General features: G+C 70.2%; 24 protein-coding genes and 1 tRNA gene. 20 read left to right on the top strand and 5 right to left on the bottom strand.

From position 1 onward, the window contains the following. Nucleotides 1-257: 257 nt before the first annotated feature. Nucleotides 258-779 carry a WhiB family transcriptional regulator gene (locus ACQPXG_RS37585; RefSeq protein WP_433463900.1) on the top strand — a complete coding sequence of 174 codons (522 nt, stop codon included), beginning with the start codon at nt 258-260 and terminating at the stop codon, nt 777-779. 166 nt (nt 780-945) lie between these two features. Here the strand turns inward: ACQPXG_RS37585 and ACQPXG_RS37580 are convergent, their stop codons facing one another. The 5 genes from ACQPXG_RS37580 to ACQPXG_RS37560 all read right to left on the bottom strand — a co-directional run bounded on the left by ACQPXG_RS37580 (nt 946) and on the right by ACQPXG_RS37560 (nt 7,234). Further along, the gene (locus ACQPXG_RS37580; protein ID WP_433463899.1) at nt 946-2,145 is read right to left on the bottom strand and encodes an MEDS domain-containing protein; all 1,200 of its coding nucleotides are present in this window, start codon (nt 2,143-2,145) and stop codon (nt 946-948) included. Next, nucleotides 2,142-2,687 (bottom strand): RNA polymerase sigma factor, encoded by a 546-nt coding sequence (locus ACQPXG_RS37575; RefSeq protein WP_433463898.1) that lies wholly within the window; start codon nt 2,685-2,687, stop codon nt 2,142-2,144. Before ACQPXG_RS37575 ends, ACQPXG_RS37580 begins: the two co-directional genes overlap by 4 nt. A gap of 603 nt (nt 2,688-3,290) precedes the next feature. Further along, nucleotides 3,291-5,096, bottom strand: a complete 1,806-nt coding sequence (locus ACQPXG_RS37570) for a hypothetical protein (RefSeq protein ID WP_433463897.1) — start codon at nt 5,094-5,096, stop codon at nt 3,291-3,293. Nucleotides 5,097-5,343: 247 nt separating this feature from the next. Further along, nucleotides 5,344-6,732 (bottom strand): hypothetical protein, encoded by a 1,389-nt coding sequence (locus tag ACQPXG_RS37565; RefSeq protein WP_433463896.1) that lies wholly within the window; start codon nt 6,730-6,732, stop codon nt 5,344-5,346. Between the two features lie 427 nt (nt 6,733-7,159). Further along, nucleotides 7,160-7,234: transfer RNA gene (locus tag ACQPXG_RS37560), tRNA-Arg, on the bottom strand. Nucleotides 7,235-7,349: 115 nt separating this feature from the next. Here ACQPXG_RS37560 and ACQPXG_RS37555 point away from each other — a divergent pair. The 19 genes from ACQPXG_RS37555 to atpE all read left to right on the top strand — a co-directional run bounded on the left by ACQPXG_RS37555 (nt 7,350) and on the right by atpE (nt 26,174). Then, nucleotides 7,350-7,712: a response regulator transcription factor gene (locus ACQPXG_RS37555; RefSeq protein ID WP_132194489.1), complete on the top strand. Its 363-nt coding sequence runs from the start codon at nt 7,350-7,352 to the stop codon at nt 7,710-7,712. A 60-nt stretch (nt 7,713-7,772) separates the two neighbouring features. Then, entirely contained in the window at nt 7,773-8,426 is a 654-nt protein-coding gene (locus ACQPXG_RS37550) for a DALR anticodon-binding domain-containing protein (RefSeq protein WP_433463895.1), read from the top strand. Beyond that, a complete protein-coding gene (lysA, locus tag ACQPXG_RS37545; RefSeq protein ID WP_433463894.1) occupies nt 8,423-9,814 on the top strand; it encodes a diaminopimelate decarboxylase in 1,392 nt (463 codons plus the stop codon). The genes ACQPXG_RS37550 and lysA overlap by 4 nt, the downstream gene beginning before the upstream one ends. Next, on the top strand, nt 9,811-11,115 hold the full coding sequence (locus ACQPXG_RS37540; protein ID WP_433463893.1) for a homoserine dehydrogenase: 1,305 nt from the start codon (nt 9,811-9,813) through the stop codon (nt 11,113-11,115). Before lysA ends, ACQPXG_RS37540 begins: the two co-directional genes overlap by 4 nt. Before the next feature lie 58 nt (nt 11,116-11,173). Further along, on the top strand, nt 11,174-12,241 hold the full coding sequence (thrC, locus tag ACQPXG_RS37535; protein ID WP_433463892.1) for a threonine synthase: 1,068 nt from the start codon (nt 11,174-11,176) through the stop codon (nt 12,239-12,241). Nucleotides 12,242-12,264: 23 nt separating this feature from the next. Beyond that, nucleotides 12,265-13,185, top strand: a complete 921-nt coding sequence (thrB, locus tag ACQPXG_RS37530) for a homoserine kinase (protein ID WP_433463891.1) — start codon at nt 12,265-12,267, stop codon at nt 13,183-13,185. 471 nt (nt 13,186-13,656) lie between these two features. Continuing rightward, complete coding sequence (gene rho, locus ACQPXG_RS37525; RefSeq protein WP_433463890.1) at nt 13,657-15,681, top strand: transcription termination factor Rho; 2,025 nt, start codon at nt 13,657-13,659, stop codon at nt 15,679-15,681. A gap of 166 nt (nt 15,682-15,847) precedes the next feature. Then, nucleotides 15,848-17,236: a sensor histidine kinase gene (locus tag ACQPXG_RS37520; protein ID WP_433463889.1), complete on the top strand. Its 1,389-nt coding sequence runs from the start codon at nt 15,848-15,850 to the stop codon at nt 17,234-17,236. Nucleotides 17,237-17,327: 91 nt separating this feature from the next. Beyond that, a complete protein-coding gene (locus ACQPXG_RS37515) occupies nt 17,328-17,981 on the top strand; it encodes a response regulator transcription factor (protein ID WP_433463888.1) in 654 nt (217 codons plus the stop codon). A gap of 169 nt (nt 17,982-18,150) precedes the next feature. Beyond that, entirely contained in the window at nt 18,151-18,369 is a 219-nt protein-coding gene (rpmE, locus tag ACQPXG_RS37510; protein ID WP_021598595.1) for a 50S ribosomal protein L31, read from the top strand. A gap of 152 nt (nt 18,370-18,521) precedes the next feature. After that, nucleotides 18,522-19,586, top strand: coding sequence for a peptide chain release factor 1 (gene prfA / locus ACQPXG_RS37505; protein ID WP_433463887.1), 1,065 nt, complete (start codon nt 18,522-18,524; stop codon nt 19,584-19,586). 109 nt (nt 19,587-19,695) lie between these two features. Further along, the gene (gene prmC, locus ACQPXG_RS37500) at nt 19,696-20,556 is read left to right on the top strand and encodes a peptide chain release factor N(5)-glutamine methyltransferase (RefSeq protein ID WP_433463886.1); all 861 of its coding nucleotides are present in this window, start codon (nt 19,696-19,698) and stop codon (nt 20,554-20,556) included. Nucleotides 20,557-20,630: 74 nt separating this feature from the next. After that, complete coding sequence (locus ACQPXG_RS37495; protein WP_433463885.1) at nt 20,631-21,446, top strand: L-threonylcarbamoyladenylate synthase; 816 nt, start codon at nt 20,631-20,633, stop codon at nt 21,444-21,446. A gap of 107 nt (nt 21,447-21,553) precedes the next feature. Beyond that, nucleotides 21,554-22,690 carry a DUF2207 domain-containing protein gene (locus ACQPXG_RS37490; RefSeq protein ID WP_433463884.1) on the top strand — a complete coding sequence of 379 codons (1,137 nt, stop codon included), beginning with the start codon at nt 21,554-21,556 and terminating at the stop codon, nt 22,688-22,690. A gap of 33 nt (nt 22,691-22,723) precedes the next feature. Further along, complete coding sequence (locus ACQPXG_RS37485; RefSeq protein WP_433463883.1) at nt 22,724-23,884, top strand: MraY family glycosyltransferase; 1,161 nt, start codon at nt 22,724-22,726, stop codon at nt 23,882-23,884. Nucleotides 23,885-24,256: 372 nt separating this feature from the next. Continuing rightward, nucleotides 24,257-24,673 carry a hypothetical protein gene (locus tag ACQPXG_RS37480; protein ID WP_433463882.1) on the top strand — a complete coding sequence of 139 codons (417 nt, stop codon included), beginning with the start codon at nt 24,257-24,259 and terminating at the stop codon, nt 24,671-24,673. Between the two features lie 84 nt (nt 24,674-24,757). Continuing rightward, the gene (locus ACQPXG_RS37475) at nt 24,758-24,982 is read left to right on the top strand and encodes an AtpZ/AtpI family protein (RefSeq protein ID WP_433463881.1); all 225 of its coding nucleotides are present in this window, start codon (nt 24,758-24,760) and stop codon (nt 24,980-24,982) included. Nucleotides 24,983-25,043: 61 nt separating this feature from the next. Next, on the top strand, nt 25,044-25,835 hold the full coding sequence (gene atpB, locus ACQPXG_RS37470) for a F0F1 ATP synthase subunit A (protein WP_433463880.1): 792 nt from the start codon (nt 25,044-25,046) through the stop codon (nt 25,833-25,835). A gap of 102 nt (nt 25,836-25,937) precedes the next feature. Then, nucleotides 25,938-26,174, top strand: coding sequence for an ATP synthase F0 subunit C (gene atpE / locus ACQPXG_RS37465; RefSeq protein WP_433463879.1), 237 nt, complete (start codon nt 25,938-25,940; stop codon nt 26,172-26,174). Nucleotides 26,175-26,183: the final 9 nt, after the last annotated feature.

The following is a 26,183-nucleotide window of genomic DNA, read 5'->3' as shown; positions in this document are numbered from 1 at the left end:
CCGACCCGAATACGTCCCATGTCCCGGCGGCTTTTCCCGATGCGGGGCCGGACCGGGCTATCGTGGTGAGCGGCTTCTTGGGGGTCACTCCCAGGGCATGCGAGCGCCGACGGCGCAGCCACGCGGCGGAACGGGCAACGTCCCCGACCGACCGTTTCGTACGGCCAGAGACCCGGGAACCCGCGACATCATCGACGATCAGCGTGGGCGTGACCCCCTCGCTCGTGACACCGCATCATGCGGGTTCAGGAGCGGCAGTGGACACCCACGAGTTCTGTACGACGACGGCCCCCGAGATCCTCTACCTGGCGCTCGAGCCGATCACCCCGCCGGACGGCACCGGCGCTTGCGCCACCCATAACCCTGGCCTGTTCGGCACGCCGTGGCAGCAGCAGCGCGCCTTCGACGGCGAAGCCCTCAACCCGAAGAGCGACTACCCGGCCGCCCGGGCCATGTGCACGGCCTGCCCACTGCTGGACGCGTGCCGCAGGTACGCCGACGACAGTCGCGAGGAGTACACCTTCCTCGCCGGCATGACCGCCGCCGAGCGGTCTACCCGGCGCATGAAGGAGACCGAGATCGCCAAGCGGCGTCGACAGGTCCAGGAGCTCTACCGAATCGGAGCGACCACCTCGGTCATCGCCGACCTCGTGGGACGCGACCCCAGCCTCATCCGAGGGGACCTGCGCGCCCTCGAGAAGCGGCCCGGAGTGCGTCGCCCGTCCGGCGCCGCGAGTCCGCCGTCGGCGCCGCCGTCGAGCAGCCGCTGCAGGCGCTGATCACCTGGGCCGACCGGGAGAAGGAACACCGCCACTCCCACGCTGCACTGCTGCGCGCGACCGCCGCCCGCGACGACCAGTCGATGTCGACCAGCGCCCCAGGCATACCAGGTCCAGTGAGTCCCATCGAATGTGCGGTCGCAATCCAAGCTCAACGGAGTCGCGGTCAGCCCGTGTCCCAGAGCTGAGCATCCTGATGGCGAGGGCGCCCCCGGGCCAGCCCTGGAAGCCGATGCCAGCCCACCATCTCAATCACATTGATGACGTCGGGTGGGAGGTTGTCCAGCAAGAGCGTCTCGTCCGCTGATAGCTCGGTCGCGTGGTGAGCGAGGAGGCTCAGGCCGCCGAGGTCGATGAAGCCGAGCCCGGAGAAGTCGAGGTGGATGCGCCGCGATTGTTCGATCACCAGCGAGAGCTTCTCGGCGAACACCGCGTGCCTGGCGGCGTCCAGCTCACCTTCGACCCGCAGCCCGTGCGGCTCGAAGGTGCGGACGATCCGGAGGATTCCATCGTCGAACTCTGGGTTCGCTTCCACCAGGACCCCAGGAGCGTCCTGCAGGGTGAGGAGGTCCTCGGGCGGGCAGGCATTCCTGTCCACCTGGCAGACCGCCATCGCCGTGGCGCTAGGCGTCACAGTTTCGCTGATTCGGCGCTGGCAGTCACGCAGTTTGGTCATGCCACGCGGGCCGGGTTCGTTGAGTACCCAGCTGAAATCCGTAGTGAGGCGCACGGCGCGGAACCCCTGGTCGAACGCCTCGCTGACCTCCCGCTCCAGTGTCTTGAGCATCCGGTCCGGATCAAACCGGCCCCAGCCGTTGAGACAGGCGCGCGCGTGGGAGATCACTCGCAGTTGCCCCGTGCCGGTGTGGGCCCTCAGATCGATCCCGGGCCTTGGCCGCACACCAGGCAGCCGTTCAGGCGCGGCATCGGTGACGTAGACGACCTTGTCGTCGGTCGCGAGCCCGTCGTACACAAAGTCCCCGACGACGTGTGCTCGCTCTTCCTCACCCGAGAACACCAGCCAGGCGTGGTCGCCCGGTCGTAGCGCGCTCACCGGCCGACGGATCGGGCTCCCGGGCGTGCCTTCCTGGTCCGGGGTCGCAGCACTGGACTGGTTTATTTCAGCCTGGTTCGAGATGGGCGATGCGGGAGCTGGCCGGCAGCGGGACCGGCTAGCCATGGTCGGTTTGCGGGTGGTGGCGGCCTGCCGGGGTTTTGTGGAGAGCCGGCCGGTGAGCTGGGCAAGCCCGGCCTCCACGTCGTACGGCTCGGTGGCTCGCTCGGCGTGCGCAATGATCTGCTGATACAACTCGGACATGCTGATAGGCCGCGAGCTGCCGGTCTCAGGGTCGTTGCTGCCGTTCATGATGACGTCCCCTTCCTCCCGCAGGCTTGTTCTGAATCCTCGATGAACGGCACTGACGGACCCACCCGCACGACCAGTTCGTCGCGCGCCTTCTTCAGGTGGCCGCGCACCGTACTCTGAGTGATGCCAAGCCACGCGGCCACCTCTTCGGAGGACCATGATTCACCCCAGCACAGGAACGCGACGCGGGCCCGGTCAGCCGGCATCTTGGCGATGACCTGCCAGCACTGCTGAAGCGCTGCCGCGCAGAGCACTCCTTCCCCCAAGTCGCCTGGCGCAGCTTCGTCATCGGGGCAGTCCTCGATCGGGATGATGCGGCGTTCCTTACGCCAGGTGTCGATGCATTTGTATTTCAGTACCCGGTAGAGCCACCGCCGGCGCCCCTCAGGAGTACGACCCTCAAGAGTCGACTCCCAATGCCTGGCCGCAGCCTCGAACACCTGCTGGATGAGATCCTCAGCTTCGGTGCGGTTTCCCTGGGTGAGGCGGGCGCATGCGAAAGCGAACAGATCACTGGCCTCGGCGCGAAACAGGTCACTCACGGCGGCCACGGCGCGCGTAGACAGCGGCCCGCCAGTCATGTCGGCCTGCCGGCCGGCGCCTCACCAGAGTGAGGGCATAGAGGTCGCGAGGGCCAGATCCACAAGCTCCGGCTACCGCCCGTCTCCTGGTACATGACCAATGTTCCGGGCGGTGCGCAGCTGAGCACCTCGCTAACCGTCCATCGGCGCCGCCGCTCTATTGCCAGGTGGACTGTACCGAGGGTGACCACAGCACCCAGGACCATCAGCCCCACCTGCCAGGAGATGGCGAAGGTCGCGTTCGACAGGACTGCGATGAGTGCCTCAGGCCAGAGCTCGCGCAGGTTCCCTGATGTCCTCACACCTCATCGTCGTCTGGCGCCGGTGGAGTGTTTGCGTCGCAGCGCATCCGCTTCCCCAACCTCACCTGAATCAAAATCGACCACAACGTAACAATCGCAACTTCTCGCAGCGCACACACCAGGCGTTACACGACGTGAGCAGGCAGCGGGCCCCGTTGTAGGCCCGCCCTCTCGCTAGGGCGCTGGCCGGATACGGCCACCCAATGGCCACGACCAAGCTGTGGCCTTACGAAGACCAGCACCACGTCGAGCCACGGCGGTGTCACCAAGGTCGGCCAGATGGCCCAGAGGGCCGGCGTTGAACGCCTTTGTCCTCAATCACTTGGCCCCGGGACGAACTGGACGGTCCGTACGGTGCGTGGGCTGTACGGGCCGGGGGTATCAGGTGTAGGGACGGGAGGGGTCCGATGAGCGCGGCGAGTTCGCGTGCGTCGTGTACGACCTTCTCGCACCAGCTTCTGCTGTAGCGCGTACGGTCCATGAGGAAACGGTAATCCGGCTCCCATATACGGTTGTCGGCTACGGCCGTACGGATCTCATCGGCCAGGACCTGGATCCAGTACGACCGGTTCCGGCGTTGGCCGGTTGTGAGGAGCGCGGGCTTGTCGGCGGTGGCGTACGTCGGCGATGTCGTGTCACCGGTCACGAATCGTGCCTGGTCGCGCGGTGGTTGTACGGGCGTACGAGGTGGGTGCGCGGGCGTACTGTCCGCATCCGCCGTACGCCGCGCAGCACGGCTGCCCGGTGAAGATGGCTGTAGGGCCTGTACGGAAAGGACCCGTATGTTGGACCCCTGGCGTGTCCAAGCCCCCTGTCGGTTCCTCGTCCGGACGGACGTCGTAAGAGGAGTCAACGGTGTGTACGGGCTCGTGCGGCCGTTGTGAGGCCCGTACGGGCTCAGCGAGCTCTGGAGGCTGTAGCCGGATGGTACGGCCGTACGGGTTGGGCCTCTGGAGCCCGAGGTCGGCGACGCCTGCCCGATACTCTTGGGGGACGTGTGAGCGTGCGCGTTGCCGGGCGTCTCCGGGCGGCCGAGGCGTCGTGCAGACGCGGAAGCTTGGCCACGAGGGGCTGGGTGCAGAATGCGGAGGCTGCGGCCGGGGCCCCGCAACCGTAGGGGTACCAGCCCTGGCGGGGCCGTGGCGCCGAGACAGATCCGCGGCCGCGATTCGGTGCCTGGTGGCGCCGGCGACCAGTACGGGTGGTGCCGCCGGTGGGCGAAGCCGCGGGCTTGGGTGAGGACGGCGGTCTCGCTGTCCAGCCGCTTCTGCAGGTCAGAGTTGTGGGCGAGGTCGGTATGCCGCAGCGCCTGCAGCAGTGCCCGCTGCAGCCGTGCTTCGGCGCGCCGGAGGGCCTGCCGGCGGCGCCAGCGCTTTGACTGAGCTGCCTGGAATCGTGCGGTCGCGACTGCGATCCGGGTGATGCGAGGCGCGGTCGCGATATCGATCTCGGTTTCGTTGCAGCCGTCGAGGAGACCGAGTCGGATCAGGATCCTGCGAGCAGCGTTGGGCCTGGCGCGGGCTTCGCTGGTGCGGCGGAACCGGCGGATGCGCCGTTCGATGGCCAGCCCGCGTTCCCACAGGAGCGCGGCGAGCGCGGCCATCGCCAGCCGGAACAAGCCCGCGGCGGAGCTGTCGGCGTCCAAGGCGGAGAACGTACCCGAAAGCGCGGCGACGGCCCAGACGATGAGCCCGTCGGTTCCCGCGGCGCCGGTTGTATGCAGAGCTCTGCGGGCCCGCAGAGCACAGATGATGGTCGTCAGTTCCAGAACGCCGCCGAAAGCGATAACGAACGGCAAGGTGAAATCAAGCTTGTCGAGTTGGAACCGGGCCATCCCCTGCGCGCAGATGAGCGAGACGACCGTCGCGGCCAGGAACGTCAGCCGGTCCTCAAGGCGATGGGTGGCGAAAGAATGACCACCGGTTGTCGGTGCGGTTTTTCTGCGTCGCTCATACCGACGTCCCCACCCGAATCCTGCCACCGGCATTGCAAGCAAGATCAGCCCGGTGCCGACAATCCAGACCCAAGCCGGAAGACCGCTCGCCTTATCCATGACGATGCCGGTCACTTCCGCCCCTGCCACAGTGAGGTCGATTGGCGGGGGTGGCGCTGAGTCAGGCACTGGCGGCGGCAACGGCATAGTAGTTGCTCCTGCGAAACCGCCCCGAACCTTACGATGTTAAGGCAGGCGGTGTGGACACGGTTTCCCACTGGACCCTGGCCGCGAGGTCTCGTGTGAGCGAACGGTTGCCTTGGGCGGCCCTTGCGGGGAGTCGAGATGGCTATGGCGAGCATTGGGGGTCTCCTCCATCTGGTCATGCGGATCGGGGTTGCGCCCGGTGGGCGGCGATGAGTGCTTCTCGCTCGGCTGGGTCGCGGACCTGGAGAAGGCGGCGTGCCAAAGTGGCGTGACGGCGAGCGGCGGCGGGATCGGGCCGGTTTCGCGGAGGCGGTGGGTTCGGCTGCCTGAAGCCGGGCTCCTTGGCCGGGGGATCGAACAGTTCGATGCGTGACGAGCCCGGAGTGGGACACACAACTGGCTGCACGTGGTGCTCTTGGCGGTTGCCCGGGGGCAGGGATTGCGCTGTGATCCACGCGCATGCCTTGCACAGTGCGTCCCGATCGAGTTGGTGGCCGTCCTCGCACCGGACGTCCGGGCACCGCAGGCCTCGGCGGCCGATGCGGATCGCGACCGCGACCGGGTCGCGGATCGGCTCGCCCGCGGCCGCGCGGGCCCGCCAGTACTCCCAGTTGCGGGTGACTCGACAGGAGAGTTCGCCAAGGCTGCGGTGCTGCAGTTCCTCGACCAGCGCCGCCAGGACGCGCCGTGATCCGTGCTCGGGGATGGTGCAGGTCAGCTCCGCCGGCAGGATGCGGTAGACCTTCGCGGCGTCGAGCGCCATCTGCCGGGGTGGCCGACGTCGTTCGTGGCGCCTGGAATGCTTGGCGGCCGTGCTGCGGGCGCGCCTCTGGTTGCTGTAGGCGCCTACGGCGGGAAGCGGCGGTGACTCTGTGGAGGAAGCCTCGGTGGTGGGTGCCTGTGGTGGAGTGCCGGAATCTGCCGGGGCTGTGTCCCGGCACTTGAGGGGGGTGAGTGCCGCTTTCTGCGAGGGGCTGTCGCTGGTGCTGATCCGGCGCCGGCCGTGCACAGCGAACGCCGCGGCGGCTGCGGCGGCCTGGTCTGGGGTCAGCGACGCCTGCAAGGACAGCCAACCGCCCTCGCGTTGAGTGATTTCGACGAGACCTGCGGCCTCCAGTTCGGCGAGCCGCCGCCGCCCAGTACAACCCGACACTCCGAACCGTGCAGCCAGCCGTCCGACCGTTGCGTCGACCGTGCTCGACCGGTTACCCCGGGCTGCCTTATCGAGGACGGACGCATAGAGGCGCCACGCTTCGGCTGAAACCATTCCGGGCGGGCGACGGCGCCCGGCCCACACCACATCTAGCGTCCATGCGGGCACCGCAGCGAAACGCTCGCCCGTATCTGCCGGTCGGCGCCGGACCATGTGCAGGACGCTGCGTTTACATCCGCGCGGAGCGGAACGCGCAAGAAAGGCGCCTTCCGGTGCCCTGGCGAGCAATTGGCGGCGGGCATCGTCCAGGGTCGTGGTCGATACTCCGGCACGTTCTGCCAGGAATGCTCGGCGCGCGATTGCGGGGGCTCGTCCGCCCTTGATCTGGCGGGGCATGAGCGTCTCGTACATCGCCCAGGCCCATACCGCCAGCCCGTTGTGGGCGTTTGAGTACAGCAGTGAGCGAGGGAGTTGTACGACGCCGCCGGGCGGCCGCCCGAGAGTCCGGGCGGGTGTCAATCAGACCACTCCCACCACGCGCACGCCGGGCCGGCCGACGGATCGTCGTCCGGTGGGCTGCTCGGTCTCGATGGCTCCGGCAGGTGGTCGGTCGGAGACAACACCGGGTCGACGGGTGCGCCGCTTCCAAGGGGCGGAGCCTCGACGGGCAGGGGCTGAGGATGGCGTGTTTCGTCACCTGTGGGTGGGTTTCCCAGTACCCGCTCAGTACCCAGATGGTCGCCATCAGCCGCATTCGGCGGCTCTTGGCCGCACACGTCGCACCTGGGACCCGGTTGGTGTCCGGGCAGCTCAGCAGGCGTTTCTGCTGGTAGTTCGGTGGTGCCCCCTGCAGGATTCGAACCTGCGCGCACGGCTCCGGAGGCCGTTGCTCTATCCCCTGAGCTAAGGGGGCGTGACGCGGTAGAAGGCTACCAGGGTTGGCGGGGTGACGCGCACGTGGGAGTTCGCCGTGCGTTCTGAGGGTGGAGTGGGCTAACTTCGAGGCCGTGACCGAGCCACTGGGACGCGTGCTGGTCGTCGATGATGACGAGGTGATCCGCCAGCTCATCGCCGTGAACCTGCAACTGGAGGGGTTCGAGGTGTCGACGGCGGTGGACGGTCAGGACTGCCTGGAGAAGGTGGCCGAGGCGAGGCCCGATGTGATCACGCTGGACGTGATGATGCCGCGGCTGGACGGGTGGGTCACGGCGGTCAGGCTGCGGGAGGATCCCGGGACCGCGCACATCAGGGTCGTGATGATCACGGCGCGGGCGCAGGAGCATGATGTGCGGCGGGGGCATGAGATCGGCGTCGATGCGTACGTGACGAAGCCGTTCGACCCGAACCAGCTGATCCAGACGGTGCGGAAGCTCGCCGCGGTGTCCAGATAGTGGTCGGCTAGTCTCACCAGGGTGACTCCAGCCGGTGTGAGCGATGCTCTTGTGCGTGCGGTGCGGGATGCCGTGGCGCACGGGGAGATCGATGTCGCCGTGCCGGAGGAGGTCGTTGTCTTCGGGCGCGGTGGCGGGGTTTTCGAGAGTCCGGTGGCGCTTCGGCTCGGGGTCGATCCGCGGGTGATCGCGCGGCGGGTCGGGGGCGTGGTCACCGGGCCCGGGTTCGTCAGGGTCTTGCTGGCGGCGGGGGAGCTGGTGGACGGGATCCGGCGTGATCCTGGTTACGGGGTCGCCCGGGTGCCGCGGGGAAGCTGGCGTGAGTGGCCGCGGACGTTCGAGAATCCGGGGTTCTCGGTGCGTTATGCCTACGCGCGGGCCTGCTGGGTGGGGCGTTGGGCGGAAGAGCTCGCGGTAAGGGCGGGGCCGTTGGAGGCCGAGCCATTGGAGCTTGAGCTCGTGGGAGCGCTGGGGGACGTGCCGGGGCGGGCGAAGCAGGCGGAGCGGGAACGGGATGCCGGGCCGCTGATGTTCTGCTTGGAGAAGGTTGCCGGGGCGTACCACGAGGTGCATGAGCTGTGTCCCGCGCTGCCCAAGGGGGATGCGGAGCCCGGGGCGGTGCATGCGGGACGGGTCGGCTTGGCGGAGGCCGTCAAGGTCGTCCTCGGCAACGGGCTGAACATGATCGGTGAGACCCCTAGAGAGCGGATATGAGTCGAGTACATCCTGCCGGGCCGCGGCACGCCGATGTTCTGCCGGAGGACCATCCGGCAGGGCCGGCGGACGACCTGAACGCGCTGGAGCCCGCCGTGTGGCCGCGGAGCGCCAAGCGGGAGGACGGTGTGCTCACCGTCGGCGGCGTCGACGTCAGGGACCTGGCGAAGGAGTACGGGACGCCTCTGTACGTCTATGACGAGGAGGACGTCCGGAGCCGGGCCAGGGAGTATGCGGCCGCGTTCCATGACGGGGACGTCCACTACGCGGGCAAGGCGTTTCTCTGTACGGCCGTCGCGCGGTGGCTGAACGAGGAGGGGCTCGGCCTGGACGTGTGCAGTGGGGGTGAGCTTGCCGTGGCTTTGGCCGCGGGCTTCCCCACGGAGCGCATCACTCTGCACGGGAGTAACAAGGCGTCCTGGGAGCTGGAGAAGGCCCTGGAGGTCGGCGTCGGACGGATCGTGCTCGATTCGTTCGAGGAGATCGCCCGGCTGGGGTATCTCGCGCAGGAGATGGGGGCGAGGCCCAAGGTGATGGTGCGTGTCACCACCGGGGTCGAGGCGCACACCCATGAGTTCATCGCGACCGCTCACGACGACCAGAAGTTCGGGTTCTCCAGGAGTTCCGGGGCCGCGCTGGAGGCCGTCCGGCGGGTCCTGGCGCTGAAGCAGCTGGAGCTGGTCGGGCTCCACAGCCACATCGGGTCGCAGATCTTCGAGGTGGACGGGTTCGAGGTGGCCGCGCACCGGCTGGCCGAGCTGCTGGTGGCGATCCGGAACGAGCACGGCGTCCAGCTGCCCGAGCTGGATCTGGGCGGCGGCTACGGCATCGCCTACGTGCCGGGCGAGGAGCCGCACGACCCGAAGTCGATCGCGGACGGGCTGCGGGACATCGTGGCCCGCGAGTGCAGGGCGTACGACCTGGCGATGCCCCGGCTGACCGTGGAGCCGGGACGGGCGGTCATCGGCCCGGGCGGCGTCACCCTGTACGAGGTCGGGACGGTGAAGGACGTCGAGGGCCTGCGCACCTACGTCTCGGTGGACGGCGGCATGAGCGACAACCTCCGCACCGCCCTCTACGGCGCCGAGTACACCGGCGCGCTGGCGAGCCGGTCGTCCGACGCATCACCCATGCTCAGTAGGCTTGTCGGCAAGCACTGCGAAAGCGGCGACATTGTGGTGCGGGACCTGTGGTTCCCCGCAGATCTTGCGGCGGGGGACCTGGTGGCGGTCGCGGCGACCGGTGCGTACTGCCGGTCGATGGCCAGCAACTACAACCATGTCCCGAAGCCCGCCGTGGTGGCGGTGAGGGACGGCAGGTCGCGGGTGATCGTGCGCAGGGAGAGCGCCGAGGACCTGCTGCGGCTCGATGCGGAGGTCGAAGCGTGAAACCCGGACTGCGCGTGGCGCTGCTCGGTTGCGGTGTGGTCGGCACGGAGGTGGTGCGGCTGCTGAACGAGCAGGCGGACGATCTGGCCGCGCGCGTGGGGGCCCCGCTGGAACTGGCCGGGATCGCCGTGCGAAGGCCGGACAGGGTGCGTGCGGGCGTCGACCCGCGGCTGCTGACCACGGACGCGCAGACCCTGGTGACCAGGGACGACGTCGACATCGTCATCGAGGTGATCGGCGGCATCGAGCCGGCCAGGACGCTGATGCTGGAGGCGATGAAGGCCGGCAAGTCCGTCATCACCGCGAACAAGGCGCTGCTGGCCGAGGACGGCGCCACGCTGTTCGCGGCGGCGCGGGAGTACGGCGCCGACCTGTACTACGAGGCGTCCGTGGCGGGGGCGATCCCGCTGCTGCGGCCGCTGAGGGAGTCGCTGGTCGGCGACCATGTGCACCGGGTGCTCGGCATCGTGAACGGCACCACGAACTACATCCTCGACCAGATGGACACGCACGGCGCCGGTTTCAACGACGCCCTGGAAGAGGCCCAGGCGCTCGGGTACGCGGAGGCCGACCCGACGGCCGACGTGGAGGGGTTCGACGCTGCGGCCAAGGCGGCGATCCTCGCGCAGCTCGCGTTCCACACGCCGGTGACGGCGGCCGACGTCCACCGTGAGGGCATCACCGAGGTGAGCGCCGCCGATGTGGCGGGCGCCCAGGGGATGGACTGCGTCGTCAAGCTTCTGGCCATCTGCGAACGCGTTCCCTCCGAGGACGGACGGAACGGCCGCGGCGTATCGGTTCGCGTCTATCCGGCGATGATTCCCAGGACGCACCCACTGGCGAGCGTCCGTGAGGCGTACAACGCGGTCTTCGTAGAGGCGGAGTCGGCGGGTTCGCTGATGTTCTATGGCGCGGGCGCCGGTGGCGCTCCGACGGCGTCCGCCATTCTCGGCGACCTGGTCGCGGTGGCCCGCAACGTGGCCGGCGGTACGCCCGGCCCTGTGGAAGTGACGTACGCGAAGCTTCCAGTGCTTCCGATGGGCGAGACCGTCACGCGCTACTACATTCAGGTGGACGTAACCGACGAGGCCGGTGTCCTTGCCACGGTCGCCGAAGAATTCGCCAGGCACGGGGTGTCGATCCAGGCCGTCCGCCAGGTCGGGCTGGGGGAAGAGGCGCAGCTGGTCGTCGTGACGCACCGGGCGCCGGACGCCGCTCTGTCGGCGACGGTGGAGGGCCTGCGCGGGCTCGACAGCGTCCGCGAAGTGGCGAGCGTCATGCGTGTCGAGGGCGACGAGTGAGGCTCCTCCAGCCCCGGTAGACTCCGGACAACATCCCAGGTCATTCAGGGAGACCGACGTGAACGCGAACGCCCGGGCGTGGCGTGGCCTTATCGAGGAATACCGGGACCGGCTTCCGGTGACGGACGCGACCCCGGTCGTCACGCTGCTGGAGGGCGGCACCCCGCTGGTGCCCGCCGGCAGGCTGTCCCAGCTGACCGGTTGCGAGGTGTTCCTCAAGGTCGAGGGCGCCAACCCGACCGGTTCGTTCAAGGACCGCGGCATGACGATGGCGATCAGCAAGGCGGCCGAGGAGGGCGCCAAAGCCGTCATCTGCGCCTCCACCGGCAACACCTCGGCGTCCGCCGCCGCCTATGCCGTCCGGGCCGGGATGACCTGCGCGGTCCTCGTCCCCAACGGCAAGATCGCGATGGGGAAGCTGGCGCAGGCGCTGGTGCACGGCGCCCGGCTCCTCCAGGTCGACGGGAACTTCGACGACTGCCTCGAACTGGCGAGGAAACTGTCCGTCGACTACCCGGTGGCCCTGGTCAACTCGGTGAACAAGTACCGGCTGCAGGGCCAGAAGACGGCGGCGTTCGAGATCGTGGACGCGCTGGGCGACGCTCCCGACGTCCATTGCCTGCCCGTCGGCAACGCCGGGAACATCTCCGCCTACTGGATGGGCTACAAGGAGTACGCCGCGGACGAGGTCGCGACGCGCACGCCCCGCATGCTGGGTTTCCAGGCGAGCGGCGCCGCGCCGTTCGTCAAGGGCGAGCCCGTCCTGAAGCCGCAGACCATCGCCACCGCGATCCGGATCGGCAACCCCGCGTCCTGGGATCTCGCGATCGCCGCGAGGGACGAGTCCGGCGGCGCCATCGACTCGGTCACCGACCGGCAGATCCTCGCCGCCTACAGGCTTCTCGCCAGGGAAGAGGGCGTCTTCGTGGAGCCCGCGTCCGCGGCGAGCGTCGCGGGCCTGCTGCAGGCGAGCGAGCAGGGCGTGGTCGCGTCCGGCTCCAAGGTCGTCTGCACGGTGACGGGCAACGGGCTCAAGGACCCCGACTGGGCCATCTCCGGCGCGCCCGCGCCCACCACGATCAAGGTGGACGCGCACTCCGCCGCGTCCGAGCTCGGCCTGACCTGAGCGTGGGCTGGACCGAAGGCCCGGTGCTGGTGCGGACCCCCGCGACCAGCGCCAACCTGGGCCCTGGATTCGACTCGCTCGGCCTCGCGCTGACGCTGTACGACGACGTCGAGGTGGAGGTGACCGGCGCCGGGCTGTCCATCGAGGTGGACGGCGAGGGCACCGAGGTCGCGGACCGCGGCGAGCGGCACCTGATCGTGAAGGTGCTCCGGCGGACCTTCGACGTCCTCGATGACCTGGCCGGATCCGGTCCCGCCCGGCCGGACGGGATCCGGCTGCGGTGCCGCAACCGGATCCCGCACAGCCGCGGCCTCGGCTCCTCGTCCGCCGCGATCGTCGCCGCGATCGTCGCGGCCCGCGCGCTGCACCCCGGCGGCGGGCTCCTCGACGACGCGGCCGCGCTCCGCCTCGCGACCGAGATCGAAGGCCATCCCGACAACGTGGCGCCGTGCCTCGCGGGCGGCCTGACCGTCGCCTGGACGACCCCACAAGGCCCCCGGTCGGTACGCCTGGAGTCGCGGATCACGCAGGTCGTGGCCCTCGTCCCCGAGCAGCGGCTCGCGACCGAGCGCGCCCGCGGGCTGCTGCCCGGCACGGTCCCGCACGGGGACGCCGCCGCCAACGCCGGCCGCGCCGCGCTGCTCGTCGCCGCGCTCACCGGCGGGCTGGACGCCGGCGTCCTGTTGGACGCGACCGAGGACCGGCTCCACCAGGACTACCGGGCGCCCGCCATGCCCGAGTCCGCGGCGCTGGTCGGGCGGCTGCGGGACGCGGGCGTGCCGGCGGTGATTTCCGGCGCGGGACCCACTGTCCTGGCCTTCACAACCGCATCACAAGTTGATTCGATAGGCCCTGAAGTGGGTAATGGGTGGCACGAACACCCGTTGGACGTCGCGACCCGCGGCGCATACGTCATGACCGGAGAATCCGAGGTCCGGGCCTGACGGCGCGCCGGGGGGCGGGGCCGTCGCGCCGTTCCGGCCGGTGCAGACCCCGGTTCGATCCCGTCAGGTAACGATCCGCTAGGTAAAATGCGAAGACATCGACCTCTGGGGAATAGCAGTGTGCCCTGGTGATGTTAGGCTGAATGCCGCACCAGATGCCCCGTTCGGGGCAGCGTGCTCGTCAGCCGCGCGTCGCCTGTTCGACCCTCCGGTCGTGTCGGTCCCGCGTACCAGGCTCCCCGACACCGTGACATCCCGTTGTCAGGCATTCCAGCGAAACAACTTCGGACGTGGCGGTACCGGGGACACGCACGAGCGGAACGTCCCGTCCACCATCTGGCTGTGCCCAGAACACGCAGATCCCGGTTCCATCGTGATCAGCGGAGCCCGTCCCGGCGCCCCCGCCGGGCCGCACCACCGGGTCGACTGGCCGAACGCCGGCCAACGCCCGCTCCCTGGGAAGGACCCTTAGTGAGCGAATCCAGCGAACTCCTTACGGACGCAACCAGCACGGGACCCGCCGACGCCGCTCCGGCCGGCGCGGAGCCCGCCACCCCCCGGCGCCGCCGCTCGGGCACCGGCCTGTCGGCCATGGTGCTGCCCGAGCTCAAGGCGCTCGCGTCCAGCCTCGGCATCACCGGCACGACCGGGATGCGCAAGAGCCAGCTCATCGCCGCCATCCAGGAGAAGCAGGGCGGCCAGGAGCAGGGCTCCGCGGGGGGCGAGCAGGGAGCCGCTGCCTCGGCGAAGGCCGAGCGTCCGCGGCGCAGCCGCGCCGCGGCCAAGCGCGAGGTGTCCGACGACCAGGTCACCATCGCCGACGCCGCCCCGGTGGCCGAGCAGAGCCCGTCCGACGGGCAGACCGGCTCGGCCGAGAAGGGCGAGAAGTCCGAGAAGCAGGCCGACCAGGGCGAGCGGCCGGAGAAGGCCGAGCGGCAGGGCGGCCGGCAGCGGGGCGACAGGCAGGACCGCGGGGGTGCCGAGGGGCGCGGCGAGCGGCAGGGCCGGGAGCAGAACACCGAGGAAGGCGAGTCCCAGGGCGGACGCGACGGCAACCGCGACGGGCGCGAGGGCCGTGAGGGCCGCGAGGGCGGCGGCCGCCAGCGGCAGCGCGGTGGCCGGGAACGCGGCGAAGGCCGGGACCGCGGCGACCGCGGCGACCGTGGGGACCGCGGCGACCGCGGAGACCGTGGGGACCGGGGCGACCAGGGCGGTGGCGGCCGGCAGCGCGGCCAGAGCCAGGGCGGCGGCCAGCACGACGATGACGACGGCAGCGGCCGGGGCCGGCGCGGGCGCCGGTTCCGGGAGCGCAACCGGGGCCGTGGCCGCGAGCGCTACGAGGAGCCGGTGATCACCGAGGACGACGTCCTGATCCCGGTCGCGGGCATCCTCGACATCCTCGACAACTACGCCTTCGTCCGGACGACCGGCTACCTGCCCGGTCCGAACGACGTGTACGTGTCGCTCGCGCAGGTCCGCAAGAACGGGCTGCGCAAGGGCGACGTCATCACCGGCGCGGTCCGGCAGGCGCGCGAGGGCGAGCGGCGCGAGAAGTTCAACGCGCTGGTCCGCCTCGACACCGTCAACGGGATGGAGCCCGACCAGGCCAAGGGCCGCGTCGACTTCACCAAGCTGACCCCGCTGTACCCGCAGGAGCGGCTGCGCCTGGAGTCCGACCCGGGCATCCTGACGACCCGGATCATCGACCTGGTGTCGCCGATCGGCAAGGGCCAGCGCGGCCTGATCGTGTCGCCGCCGAAGGCCGGCAAGACGATGGTGCTCCAGGCGATCGCCAACGCGATCACCAAGAACAACCCGGAGTGCCACCTGATGGTCGTCCTGGTGGACGAGCGTCCGGAGGAAGTCACCGACATGCAGCGGACGGTGAAGGGCGAGGTCATCCACTCGACCTTCGACCGTCCCGCCGAGGACCACACCACGGTCGCGGAGCTGGCGATCGAACGTGCCAAGCGGCTCGTCGAGCTCGGCCACGATGTCGTTGTGCTGCTCGACTCGATCACCCGCCTGGGCCGCGCCTACAACCTGGCGGCGCCCGCGTCCGGCCGCATCCTGTCCGGTGGTGTCGACTCGACCGCGCTGTACCCGCCGAAGCGGTTCTTCGGCGCCGCCCGCAACATCGAGAACGGCGGCTCGCTGACCATCCTCGCCACCGCGCTGGTGGAGACCGGGTCCCGCATGGACGAGGTCATCTTCGAGGAGTTCAAGGGCACCGGCAACATGGAGCTGAAGCTCAACCGGAGCCTGGCCGACAAGCGGATCTTCCCGGCGGTGGACGTCGACCAGTCCTCCACCCGCAAGGAGGAGATCCTCATGGCTCCCGAGGAGCTGCGGGTCGTCTGGCAGCTGCGCCGGGTGCTGCACGCGCTGGAGACGCAGCAGGCGCTGGAACTCCTCATCGAGAAGATGAAGGAGACGAAGTCCAACGCCGAGTTCCTGCTCCAGGTGCAGAAGACCACCGTCTCCGACGATCGCTGATCGTCTGCGCACGCCCCCGTCCGGAGGTCCGGGCGGGGGCGTCGCCGTTCCCGCCCCGGGAGGGTGGGGTTAGCCCCACCCCCGAACCGGCGGCGGACGTCATGGTCGCCCGGCCTGCCGCCCGGCACGCTTGGACCGTAGGTTGGAACGGGCATGGAGGGACGACGTGGGCGAGCTGAGCAGAGACCCCGGCGCCCTGGGCGGCGCCGCCGTCCAGTGGGCCGCGGCGCGATGGGCCACGGCGACGCGGACCGGCGCGGACGGGCCGTCCGTCATGACCGGATCCTGGCATCCGCTCGCGATGGCGAAGTCGTCGCTGACCTGGCGTTCGGCGCTGTACCTGGGCGTCAGCCTGGCGTTCGGGATCGGCTGGCTCGTCGCCCTCACCGTCGGGCTGACGCTGTCGGTCGCGCTGCTGATCATCTGGGTCGGGCTCCCGCTGCTGGTGCTGATGATGATCGCGTGGCGGTTCGGTGCGATGCTGGAGCGGCAGTTCGTGCGGGCGGCGTTCGGCGTCCGGATCCCGAGCCCGTACCGGCGGCCGCCCGAGGGCCGCAATCCGCTGGTCAGGCTGAGGCGGATGGCCGCCGACCCGGCGACCTGGAAGGACCTCCTCTACCTCGCCGTGCTGTTCCCCGTCACGCTGGTGGAGTTCGTCGTGTCGGTGGCGACCTGGGCCGGGACGGGCGTGCTGCTGTTCCTGCCGGTGCTGGTGGCGGCGGACGGCGGCACCGAGATCAACTTCGGCTACGTCTCGTACTGGGCGGGCAACCCGGTGGAGGCGCTGCCGATCTCGGTCGTGGGCCTGGCGTTCCTCGTCGTGGCGATGTACGTGACGCGGGTCATGGCGATCGGGCACGCCGCGTGGGCCGTGCTGATGCTCGGCACGAGCCCGTCGCAGGCCGAGAACGCCGAGCTGCGCAAGCGGACCGAGCACCTGCGTGCCAGCCGGGCCCGGGGGGTGGACGCGGCCGAGTTCGAACGCCGCCGCATCGAGCGCGACCTGCACGACGGGGCCCAGCAGCGGCTGCTGGCGGTGGCGATGGACATCGGCCGCGCCCGCGCCAAGCTGGACGACGACCCCGAGGGCGCGCGGGCGCTCATCGAGCAGGCCCACTCGGGGACCAAGGAGGCGATATCCGAGCTGCGCGACCTGGCCCGCGGGATCTACCCGGCGATCCTCACCGACCGCGGCCTGGACCCGGCGCTGTCCGGGCTCGCCGGGCGCGCCCCCGTCCCCGTCGAGGTGGACGTCGACCTGCCGGAGCGTCCGCCGGCGGCGGTCGAGAGCATCGCCTACTTCATCGTCGCCGAGTCGCTGGCGAACATCGCGAAGTACGCCCGCGCGACCCGCGCGTCCGTCCGCGTCGTCCGGGAGGACCGCTGGGTGGTCGTCGAGGTGATCGACGACGGGATGGGCGGCGCGGAGGCGCGGCCGGACGGCGGGCTCGCCGGGCTGGCGGACCGGGCGGCGACCATCGACGGGATGCTCATCGTGGACAGCCCGCCCGGCGGCCCCACGATCATCCGCGCGGACCTGCCCTGCAGCTGGTGACCCCGCGGTCGGCGATACCGGCCCGTGCGCGGCCCGGGCCGGTCGTGGCGATCATCGCCCGGTCCGCCGCCGCGCCCCGGATAATGGGCGGATGCGGGTTGTGATCGCCGAGGATTCGGTGCTGTTGCGCGAAGGGCTCGTCCGGCTGCTCGACGACGCGGGGATCGAGACGGTGGCGACGGTCGGGGACGGGCCCGGGCTGCTCGGCATCGTCGACGAGCACGCCCCCGACCTCGCCATCGTGGACGTCCGGATGCCGCCGTCGTTCACCGACGAGGGGCTGCGCGCGGCCCTCGCGGTGAGGGAGAGGCGGCCGGGCACGCCGATCCTCGTCCTGTCCCAGTACGTGGAGGAGCGGTACGCGACGGACCTGATCGGCGGCGGCGCGGAGGGTGTCGGCTACCTGCTGAAGGAGCGGGTGTCGGACATCGCCGACTTCATCGACGCGGTCCGCCGGATCGCCGCCGGCGGGACCGTCATCGACCCGGAGGTGATCGGCCAACTGCTCGGCCGGCGCCGCACCGGCGACCCGCTGGAGGCGCTGACCCCGCGGGAGCGCGAGGTGCTCGGGCTGATGGCGCAGGGCAGGTCGAACGGCGCCATCGCCGCGGACCTCGTCGTCACCGAGGGCGCGGTGGAGAAGCACATCTCGAACATCTTCATGAAGCTGGATCTGCAGCCGGCTCAGGGCGGGCACCGCCGCGTCATGGCCGTGCTGGCGTATCTCGGCCGCGCGGCCGGCTGACCGGGGACGCCGGTCCGAGATCGGGAATGCCCGGTGACCTCGCCACGTTCGGGTATCTGGCACACTTGGTGTGCAACCGCTGCGGTACCGGTTCACGCCTCCCAGATCTCTCATGGCCCCGCCATGCGAGCACGGGGCGCCCGGCGACCGCCTGAGGCGAGGAGAACTCATGAAGCCCGACATCCACCCGAACTACGTCGTCACGACCGTGACGTGCACGTGCGGCAACACGTTCGAGACCCGCAGCACCGCCGAGAACGGCGTGATCCACGCGGACGTGTGCTCGAACTGCCACCCGTTCTACACGGGCAAGCAGAAGATCCTCGACACCGGTGGCCGGGTGGCGCGCTTCGAGCAGCGCTTCGGCAAGAAGAAGGCCGGCAAGTAGGACGACCGCCGCACACATGCCAGGGACGGCCCGGGGACGCACCAGGTCCCCGGGCCTTCCGAAGTCGGCACCCGGAGGCGGCCGCCGCCGCGCGGGAACCGGTGCGGTCGCCGGGGGTCGTCCCTCCGCACAGAGAACGGCCAGGACACAGCGTGAATCTCGACGATCTGATCAGCGAATACGCGGGCATCGAGGAACGGCTCGCCGACCCGTCGGTCCATGCCGACCAGAACCTGGCGCGCAAGCTCGGCAAGCGCTACGCGGAGCTGCGGCCGATCGTCGAGACGCACCGTGAGCTGTCCTCGACCGAGGACGACCTCGGCACGGCCCGCGAACTCGCCGGGGAGGACGCGGCGTTCGCCGCCGAGGCCGAGGAGCTGGACACCCGCCGCGGCGAGCTCGAAGAGCGGCTGCGGCACCTGCTCGTCCCGCGCGACCCGAACGACGCCAAGGACGTCATCCTCGAGGTCAAGGCCGGCGAGGGCGGTGAGGAGTCGGCGTTGTTCGCCGGCGACCTGCTGCGCATGTACCTGCGGTACGCCGAACGCGTCGGCTGGAAGACCGAGGTCCTCGACTCGCACCCGTCCGACCTCGGCGGGTACAAGGACGTCACCGTCGCCGTGAAGGCGAAGGGCGCCGCCGAGGAGGGGGTCTGGACGCGGCTGAAGTTCGAGGGCGGCGTGCACCGGGTGCAGCGCGTGCCCGCGACCGAGTCGCAGGGACGCATCCACACCAGCGCGGTCGGCGTCCTCGTGACGCCCGAGGCCGAGGACGTCGAGGTCCAGATCGACCAGAACGACCTGCGCATCGACGTGTACCGCTCGTCCGGGCCGGGCGGGCAGAGCGTCAACACGACCGACTCCGCGGTCCGCATCACGCACCTGCCGACCGGCGTCGTCGTCTCCTGCCAGAACGAGAAGAGCCAGCTCCAGAACAAGGAGCAGGCGCTGCGCATCCTGCGGTCCCGGCTGCTGGCGATGGCGCAGGAGGAGGCCGACGCCGCCGCGGCCGCCGAGCGCAAGAGCCAGGTCAGGACGGTCGACCGGTCCGAGCGGGTGCGCACCTACAACTATCCGGAGAACCGGATCTCCGACCACCGGGTCGGCTACAAGGCGTACAACCTCGACCAGGTGCTGGACGGCGACCTCCACAATGTCACGCAGGCGCTCGTCGACGCCGACATGGAACGCCGCCTGGCCGAAGCCCAGAAGTCATGAGCGCAGCGAATCGGGGGGTGTGGGGGGTCGTCCCCCCTCGAAGGGCAGCAGTCATGAGCGCAGCGAAACGGGGGGCGCGGGGGGTCGTCCCCCCTCGAAAGACAGGATCATGAACCTGCTGCTCGACGAGATCGCCAGGGCCACCGCCAGGCTCGCCGACGCGGGCGCCGCCTCCCCCCGCGCCGACGCCGAGGAACTCGCGGCGGCCGTGCACCGGGTGCGGCGCTCGGAACTGCACGGCGTCCCCGACAGCGCGTTCGACGCCCGGTTCTGGGAGTTCGTCGCGCGCCGCGAGGCGGGAGAGCCGCTGCAGCACATCACCGGCCGCGCGTTCTTCCGCTATCTGGAGCTGAAGGTCGGGCCGGGCGTGTTCGTCCCGCGGCCGGAGACCGAGGTGATGGCCGGCTGGGCGCTGGAGACGCTGCGCGACATGGACGTCCGCGACCCCCTCGTCGTCGACCTCGGCACCGGCTCGGCCGCGATCGCGCTGTCGATCGCGCTGGAGGCGCCGCGCGCCCGGGTCCACGCCGTCGAGAAGGACCCGACCGCGTTCGTGCACGCGACCCGCAACGTCGAGGAACTGGACGAGCGGGGCCGTGTCCGGCTGCACCTGGGCGACTTCGGCACCGCCCTCTCCGAGCTGGACGGCACCGTCGACCTCGTCGTCAGCAACCCCCCGTACATCCCCATGAGCGAGTGGGAGTACGTCCCGCGCGACGTGCGCGACCACGACCCCGCCGACGCGCTGTGGGGCGGCGGCGACGACGGCCTGGACGCGATCCGCGTGGTCGAGCGCACCGCCCGCCGGCTGCTGCGTCCCGGCGGCTACGCGGCCGTCGAGCACAGCGACCTGCAGGGCAACGGCGTCTACTGGACCTTCGCGGAGGAGCACGGCTGGCGGGACGTCCGCAACCGCCGCGACCTCACCAACCGCGATCGTTTCGTGACCGCCCGCCTGGCCGCCGACTAGCCGCCCGGACGCCCCGCTATCCTGGGCGATGCCATGGAGGGACGAGCGCTGCGCAGATGGGAAGACGGGCGACCGTGAGCCGACGTTATGACTGCTCTGAGCCGATGGAGCGTACGCGCGGGATCGCCGAGGCCGTCTCCGCCGTCCGGCGCGGCGAACTGATCGTCCTGCCGACCGACACGGTGTACGGCGTCGGCGCGGACGCGTTCACGCCGCCCGCGGTGACCGCGCTCCTGGACGCCAAGGGCCGGGGCCGGGAGATGCCGCCGCCGGTCCTGGTCGGCTCGGTCCGGGCCGCGACGGCGCTGGTGGAGGACCTCGGCACCTACGGGCAGGACCTCATCGACGAGTTCTGGCCGGGCGCGCTGACCCTCGTGTGCCGCGCCAACCCCAACCTCATGTGGGACCTCGGCGAGACCAAGGGCACCGTCGCCGTCCGCATGCCGATGCACGAACTGGCCGTGGAACTACTGAAGGAGACGGGCCCCCTCGCCGTCAGCAGCGCGAACCTCAGCGGCCGGCCCGCCGCAAGGAGCGCGGAGGAGGCCGAGAAGATGCTCGGCGACTCCGTGTCGGTCTACCTGGACGGCGGCACGTCCGGTCACGCCGACCCGTCGACGATCGTCGACCTGACCGGCCCGATCCCGCGCCTTCTCCGCGTCGGCGCCATCCCCGAGGACAAGATCCGCTCCGTGGTGGGCGTCCTGCTGACCGACGAGGACGAACCGGAAGAGCCGGAAGAGGCCGCAGACGCCCCGTCCGCCGCCGACGAGACCAAGCCCTCCCTCACCAAGGCCGAGCCGTCGGAAACCTCCGACACGCCCACTGAGCCCTCGGAAAAGCCGTCCCTGGCCAAGGACGCATCAGACCCTGCCGACAAGGACGCCTAAGCCCCCGATCCGCCCCGCCGGCGGGGGCTCCGGCGGGGGCGCAAGTGCCTGGCCTGGCGGGTGTATCGACCTCGTTACGCCGACACGAGGGCGGCAACGGTGGAAGCATGCCTGACGTGCGTGGCCGTGTCCGGGGGCCCGCGATCGCCGCGGGCGTGCTGCTGCTGACCGCCGTGCTCGGGCTGCTCGCCCGGCCGGCGGGCGCCGAGCCTGCCCCGGGAGTCTCCGGCGCCGGCCGGCCGCCCGGGCTCGCCTACCGCGGCGAGAGCATCCCGGCCTACGACGTCGTCCTCACCATCGGCGTCGACGGCGTGCTGTACGTCCGGGAGACGATCACCTACGACTTCGACGAGACCGGCGAGCACGGGATCGTGCGGCGCCTGCCGTTCCGCCGCGGCGACCGGCTCTACGACGTGCGGAACGTGAGCAGCAGCTCGTCCACCGGCGCCCCCGCCCGGGTGCGGACCACCCGGTTCCTGCACGACGTGCGGATCAGCGTCGGCGACCGGCGCCGCGAGGTCCGCGGACGCCAGGCGTACGTGATCGAGTACGAGGTGGGAAGGGCGTTCACCCCGCGCGCCGACCACGACGACCTGGTCTGGGACGCGATCGGGACGAGCTGGAACGTCCCGATCGGGAACGCGGCCGTCCGGGTGGAGGCGCCGGTCCCGCTGCGGCACGCGAGCTGCCGGGCGGGCGCGCCCGGCGCGACGACGCGTTGCCTGCGCGACCGCGACGGGCCCTACGCCATCGACTTCGTCCAGAACGGGCTCGCCCCGCACGAGGGGATGAAGATCCGGGTCCGCCTCCCCAAACACGCGATCGCCGTCCAGCCGCCGCGGTACGTCCCGCCGCGCTGGACGGGCGGCTGGCCGGGCACCGCCGTGCTCGCCCTCGCGCTCGGCGCCGTCCCGCTGCTCGCCCGGCGGCCGCCGCCGGGCCGGCGGGCCGGGGCCGGCCTTGTCGCGGCCGGGTTGCTGCTCGTCGTCTCCGACGCGGGGGACGACATCGCGGCGCGCGGCCCGTGGGCGTTCTCGCTGGGCGACCGGTTCCTGGCCGGCCTCGCGCTCGTGATCGTCGGGGCCGGGATCATGTGCGTGCACGGGACGCGGGCCGTCCGATCGGCGGCGAACGGTCGCCCGGTGGGTCTACAGTTGGTCGGTCGCGACGTGAACAGATCGTCCCGGCGTGCCGTCTACCAAGGTGGGGACGGAGGTGAACCCCCGCCCGGACGGGGCACGTAAGCACTGGCGACCGGCGAAGGGAGGCGCAGGGGAGTGCGGGAATACCTGCTCACGATCCTCGTCGCCGCTCTCGTCACCTATCTGCTGACCCCCTCGGTGCGCAGGTTCGCCGTCTTGATCGGCGCGCAGGCCGTGCCGCGCGACCGCGACGTGCACGTCATCCCGACGCCCCGGCTGGGCGGCCTCGCGATGTTCGGCGGGATGATCGCGGCGCTGGTGGTGGCGACCGGGCTGCCGGAGATGCGCAAGGTCATCGGGGACGGCGGAGTCAGCGTCAGCAAGGCGCTGCTGCTGTCGGGCGGGCTGATCGTGCTGATCGGGATCGCCGACGACCGCTGGGAAGTGGACGCGCTCACCAAGTTCGCCGGGCAGGTCGCGGCGGGCGGGATCTTCATCATGCAGGGGATCCAGATCTACTCCATCCCGCTGCCGACGGGCGAGCCGTTCTCGCTGCCGCCCGCCTACGGGGTGCCGCTCACGGTGTTCGTGGTCGTCGCGACGATCAACGCGGTCAACTTCATCGACGGGCTGGACGGCCTCGCCGCGGGCGTCGTCGGGATCGCCGCGCTGGCGCTGTTCTCCTACGCCTACCTGCTGTCGAAGTCGAACGGGCTCACCACGCTGACCGCCGCGACCCTCATCGCCGCGATCCTGTTCGGGATGTGCGCGGGCTTCCTGCCGCACAACTTCAGCCCGGCCAAGATCTTCATGGGCGACACCGGCTCGATGCTGATCGGGCTGCTGCTCAGCGCCTCCACGATCATGCTGACCGGCCAGTTCAACCCGGCGGTCCTCGCCAACGGGCTGTTCCCGTTCTTCGTCCCGCTGCTGCTGATCCCGGCGGTCGCGGCGGTCCCGTTCATGGACATGCTGCTCGCGGTGTGGCGGCGCACCAGCCAGGGCCGGTCGCCGTTCTCCCCGGACAAGCAGCACCTGCACCACCGGCTGCTGCAGCTCGGGCACTCCACCCGCCGGGCCGTCCTGATCATGTACTTCTGGGTGGGGCTGCTGGCCTCCGGGCTGGTCGGCCTCGCGAAGTTCGACGCCGCGTGGATCACCCTCGGCGTCACCCTGCTGGTGGCGATCGCCGGTGTCCTGCTGATGTTCCGCATCCCCAGCCGCCGCAAGTCCCCCCGCGCGGACGCCCCGGGTTCCGGCGACCAGCCCGCCGACCGCCCCCCGATGCACGTCTGAACCTCCGAAACCGCCGGTATTCCGGTGAGTTGTCTCACCCCATGGCGCCGCCGCGCGACACTCGGTGAAGATCGGCCCCGTCGCGGTCCCGGGACGGTCTTGCGTCCGCGTGGCCGATGGGAGAGGGTTTGACGTCCCGAGGGTGTCACGGGGAGTGTCCGCCGGGCGGTGTCCAGGCCGGGCGGCGCGTCCCCCGCTTTCCCGCCGGCGCACGGGCTGACCTGGGCTAAAGTCCGTGGTGCGAGCGTCGCTCCGGGCCGGTCCGCGGGCTCGGCGGGGCATTACCTCTAGGGTAATTGTGGACATTCCGGACGCTTGTGATACCTTTCACGAACAACAGACGAACACTTAACGTGACCAGCCGGAGCCCTCATGCATACCTCCGACGCCCGGATGCTCCGCGGCGCCGCGATCCCGACCTCGGTGGTCGGGGTGGGCGCCGTACTGATCGGCCTGCTGGCCGCCGGCGCCAAGGGCGCCCTCGCGGCGGCACTGGCATCCGTCGTGGTGATCGCCTTCTTCTCCGTCAGCGCGCTGGTGGTCTCATGGGCCGCCAAGTACTCCGCGCAGACCATGATGCTGGCCGCCCTCGCGAGCTACATGGTGAAGATCCTCGCGGTGATGGTGCTGGTCACGGCCATGGACGAGGTCTCGATCTGGAACACGAGGGTCTTCGGCTGGACGGTCATCGGGCTCGCGCTGCTCTGGATCGGCGCCGAGTTCCGCGTTGTCATGCAGCGGAGGCCCTACATTGACGACAACGAGAACGTGCTGGACCGGAGTCCGTGATGAAGCGCCCGCGGACGGTGCCGGCACCAACGGACTACTCCAATATGACCACCGCATGGATGGCCTGCTATCGTCCGGAGCGCGATGAGCGAGCAGAAACGTCGGCCGGAGGACGGCCAACGCGAATTCGCCGACGTCGCCTGGTCCGTGCCCAGCTACCTCCTTTCAGGGATGATCATCTGGGGCGGGATCGGGTGGCTGCTGTCCGAATGGACGCACCAGACCTGGCTGATCCCCGTCGGCTTGGTCATCGGAGTCGGGCTCGCCGTCTACCTGGTCTACGTGAAGTACGGTCGCCACTCCTCCTGAGCGGCCCCGCCGCCGAGGAAGCCTTCGTGAAACATCAACACATTGATGAAGGGAACGCCGCGTGAACGCGCTGACGGTCCTCGCCTCCGGGGGAGATGAGTTCGAAGCCCCGGGCCCGGAGCTGTTCGACTTCCCGCCCCTGTTCTCCGGCGGGCCCGAGTGGCTCACTAAGCCGGTCGTGTTCTCGGTCGTCGGCACGCTGGTGGTCTGCGTCCTGTTCTGGAGCGCCTTCGCCAAGCCGAAGCTCGTGCCGAGGGGCATGCAGAACATCGGCGAGATCGGCTACATGTTCGTGCGGGACGAGATCGCCCGCCCGTTCCTCGGCAAGAACACCGACCGGTGGATGCCGATGCTGATGTCGCTGTTCTTCCTGATCTGGTTCTGGAACATCTTCGCGGTCGTCCCGATCATCCAGTTCCCGATCGCGTCGCACATCGCCTTCCCGATCGTCCTGGCGGTCTTCGTCTACGTCGTCAAGGTGTACCTCGGCCTCAAGAACCAGGGGCTCAAGTACTTCACGAACATGATCCCCAGCGGCCTGCCGCTGCCGGTCTACTTCCTGCTGGTGCCGATCGAGTACCTCTCGACCTTCATCCTGGCGCCCTTCACCCACGCTGTCCGGCTCTTCGCCAACATGTTCGCCGGCCACACGATCCTGGCGTTCTTCAGCCTCGTCGGGTTCTGGTTCCTGTTCGAGAAGCCGACCGTCGCCGGCTTCGGCGTGGGCATCGTGGGCGTGCTCGTCACGATCGTCCTCACCGCGCTCGAATTGCTGATCCAGTTCCTGCAGGCGTTCCTGTTCGCAATGCTCGCCGCGATGTACATCCAGAGCGGCCTGGAAGCCGAGCACTGAGCCCCAGGGGTGCACCGCCCCCTCGGCACCGCGCCCCGACCGGAAACATCGTCAGCCAAGACCGGCGGAGACTCCGCCGGCCGACAGAAAAGGAATGAACCCATGACGGGAGAAGTTCTCGCCGCCGTCGAAGGCAACGTCACCTCGATCGGTTACGGTCTCGCGGCCATCGGCCCGGGTATCGGCATCGGCATCATCTTCGGCCAGGGCGTGAACGCCATCGCCCGCCAGCCCGAGCTGACCGGCGTGATCCGCACCAACATGCTGCTGGGCTTCGTCCTCACCGAGGCGCTCGCCCTGATCGGCCTGGTCGCGCCCTTCATCTTCCAGGGCATCTGACCAGGGTCT

This window comes from Spirillospora sp. CA-128828 (assembly GCF_050945415.1).
Taxonomy (GTDB): domain Bacteria; phylum Actinomycetota; class Actinomycetes; order Streptosporangiales; family Streptosporangiaceae; genus Spirillospora.
Note: the sequence above shows the minus strand (reverse complement) of the source record. Positions and strands in the feature narration are given on the sequence as shown.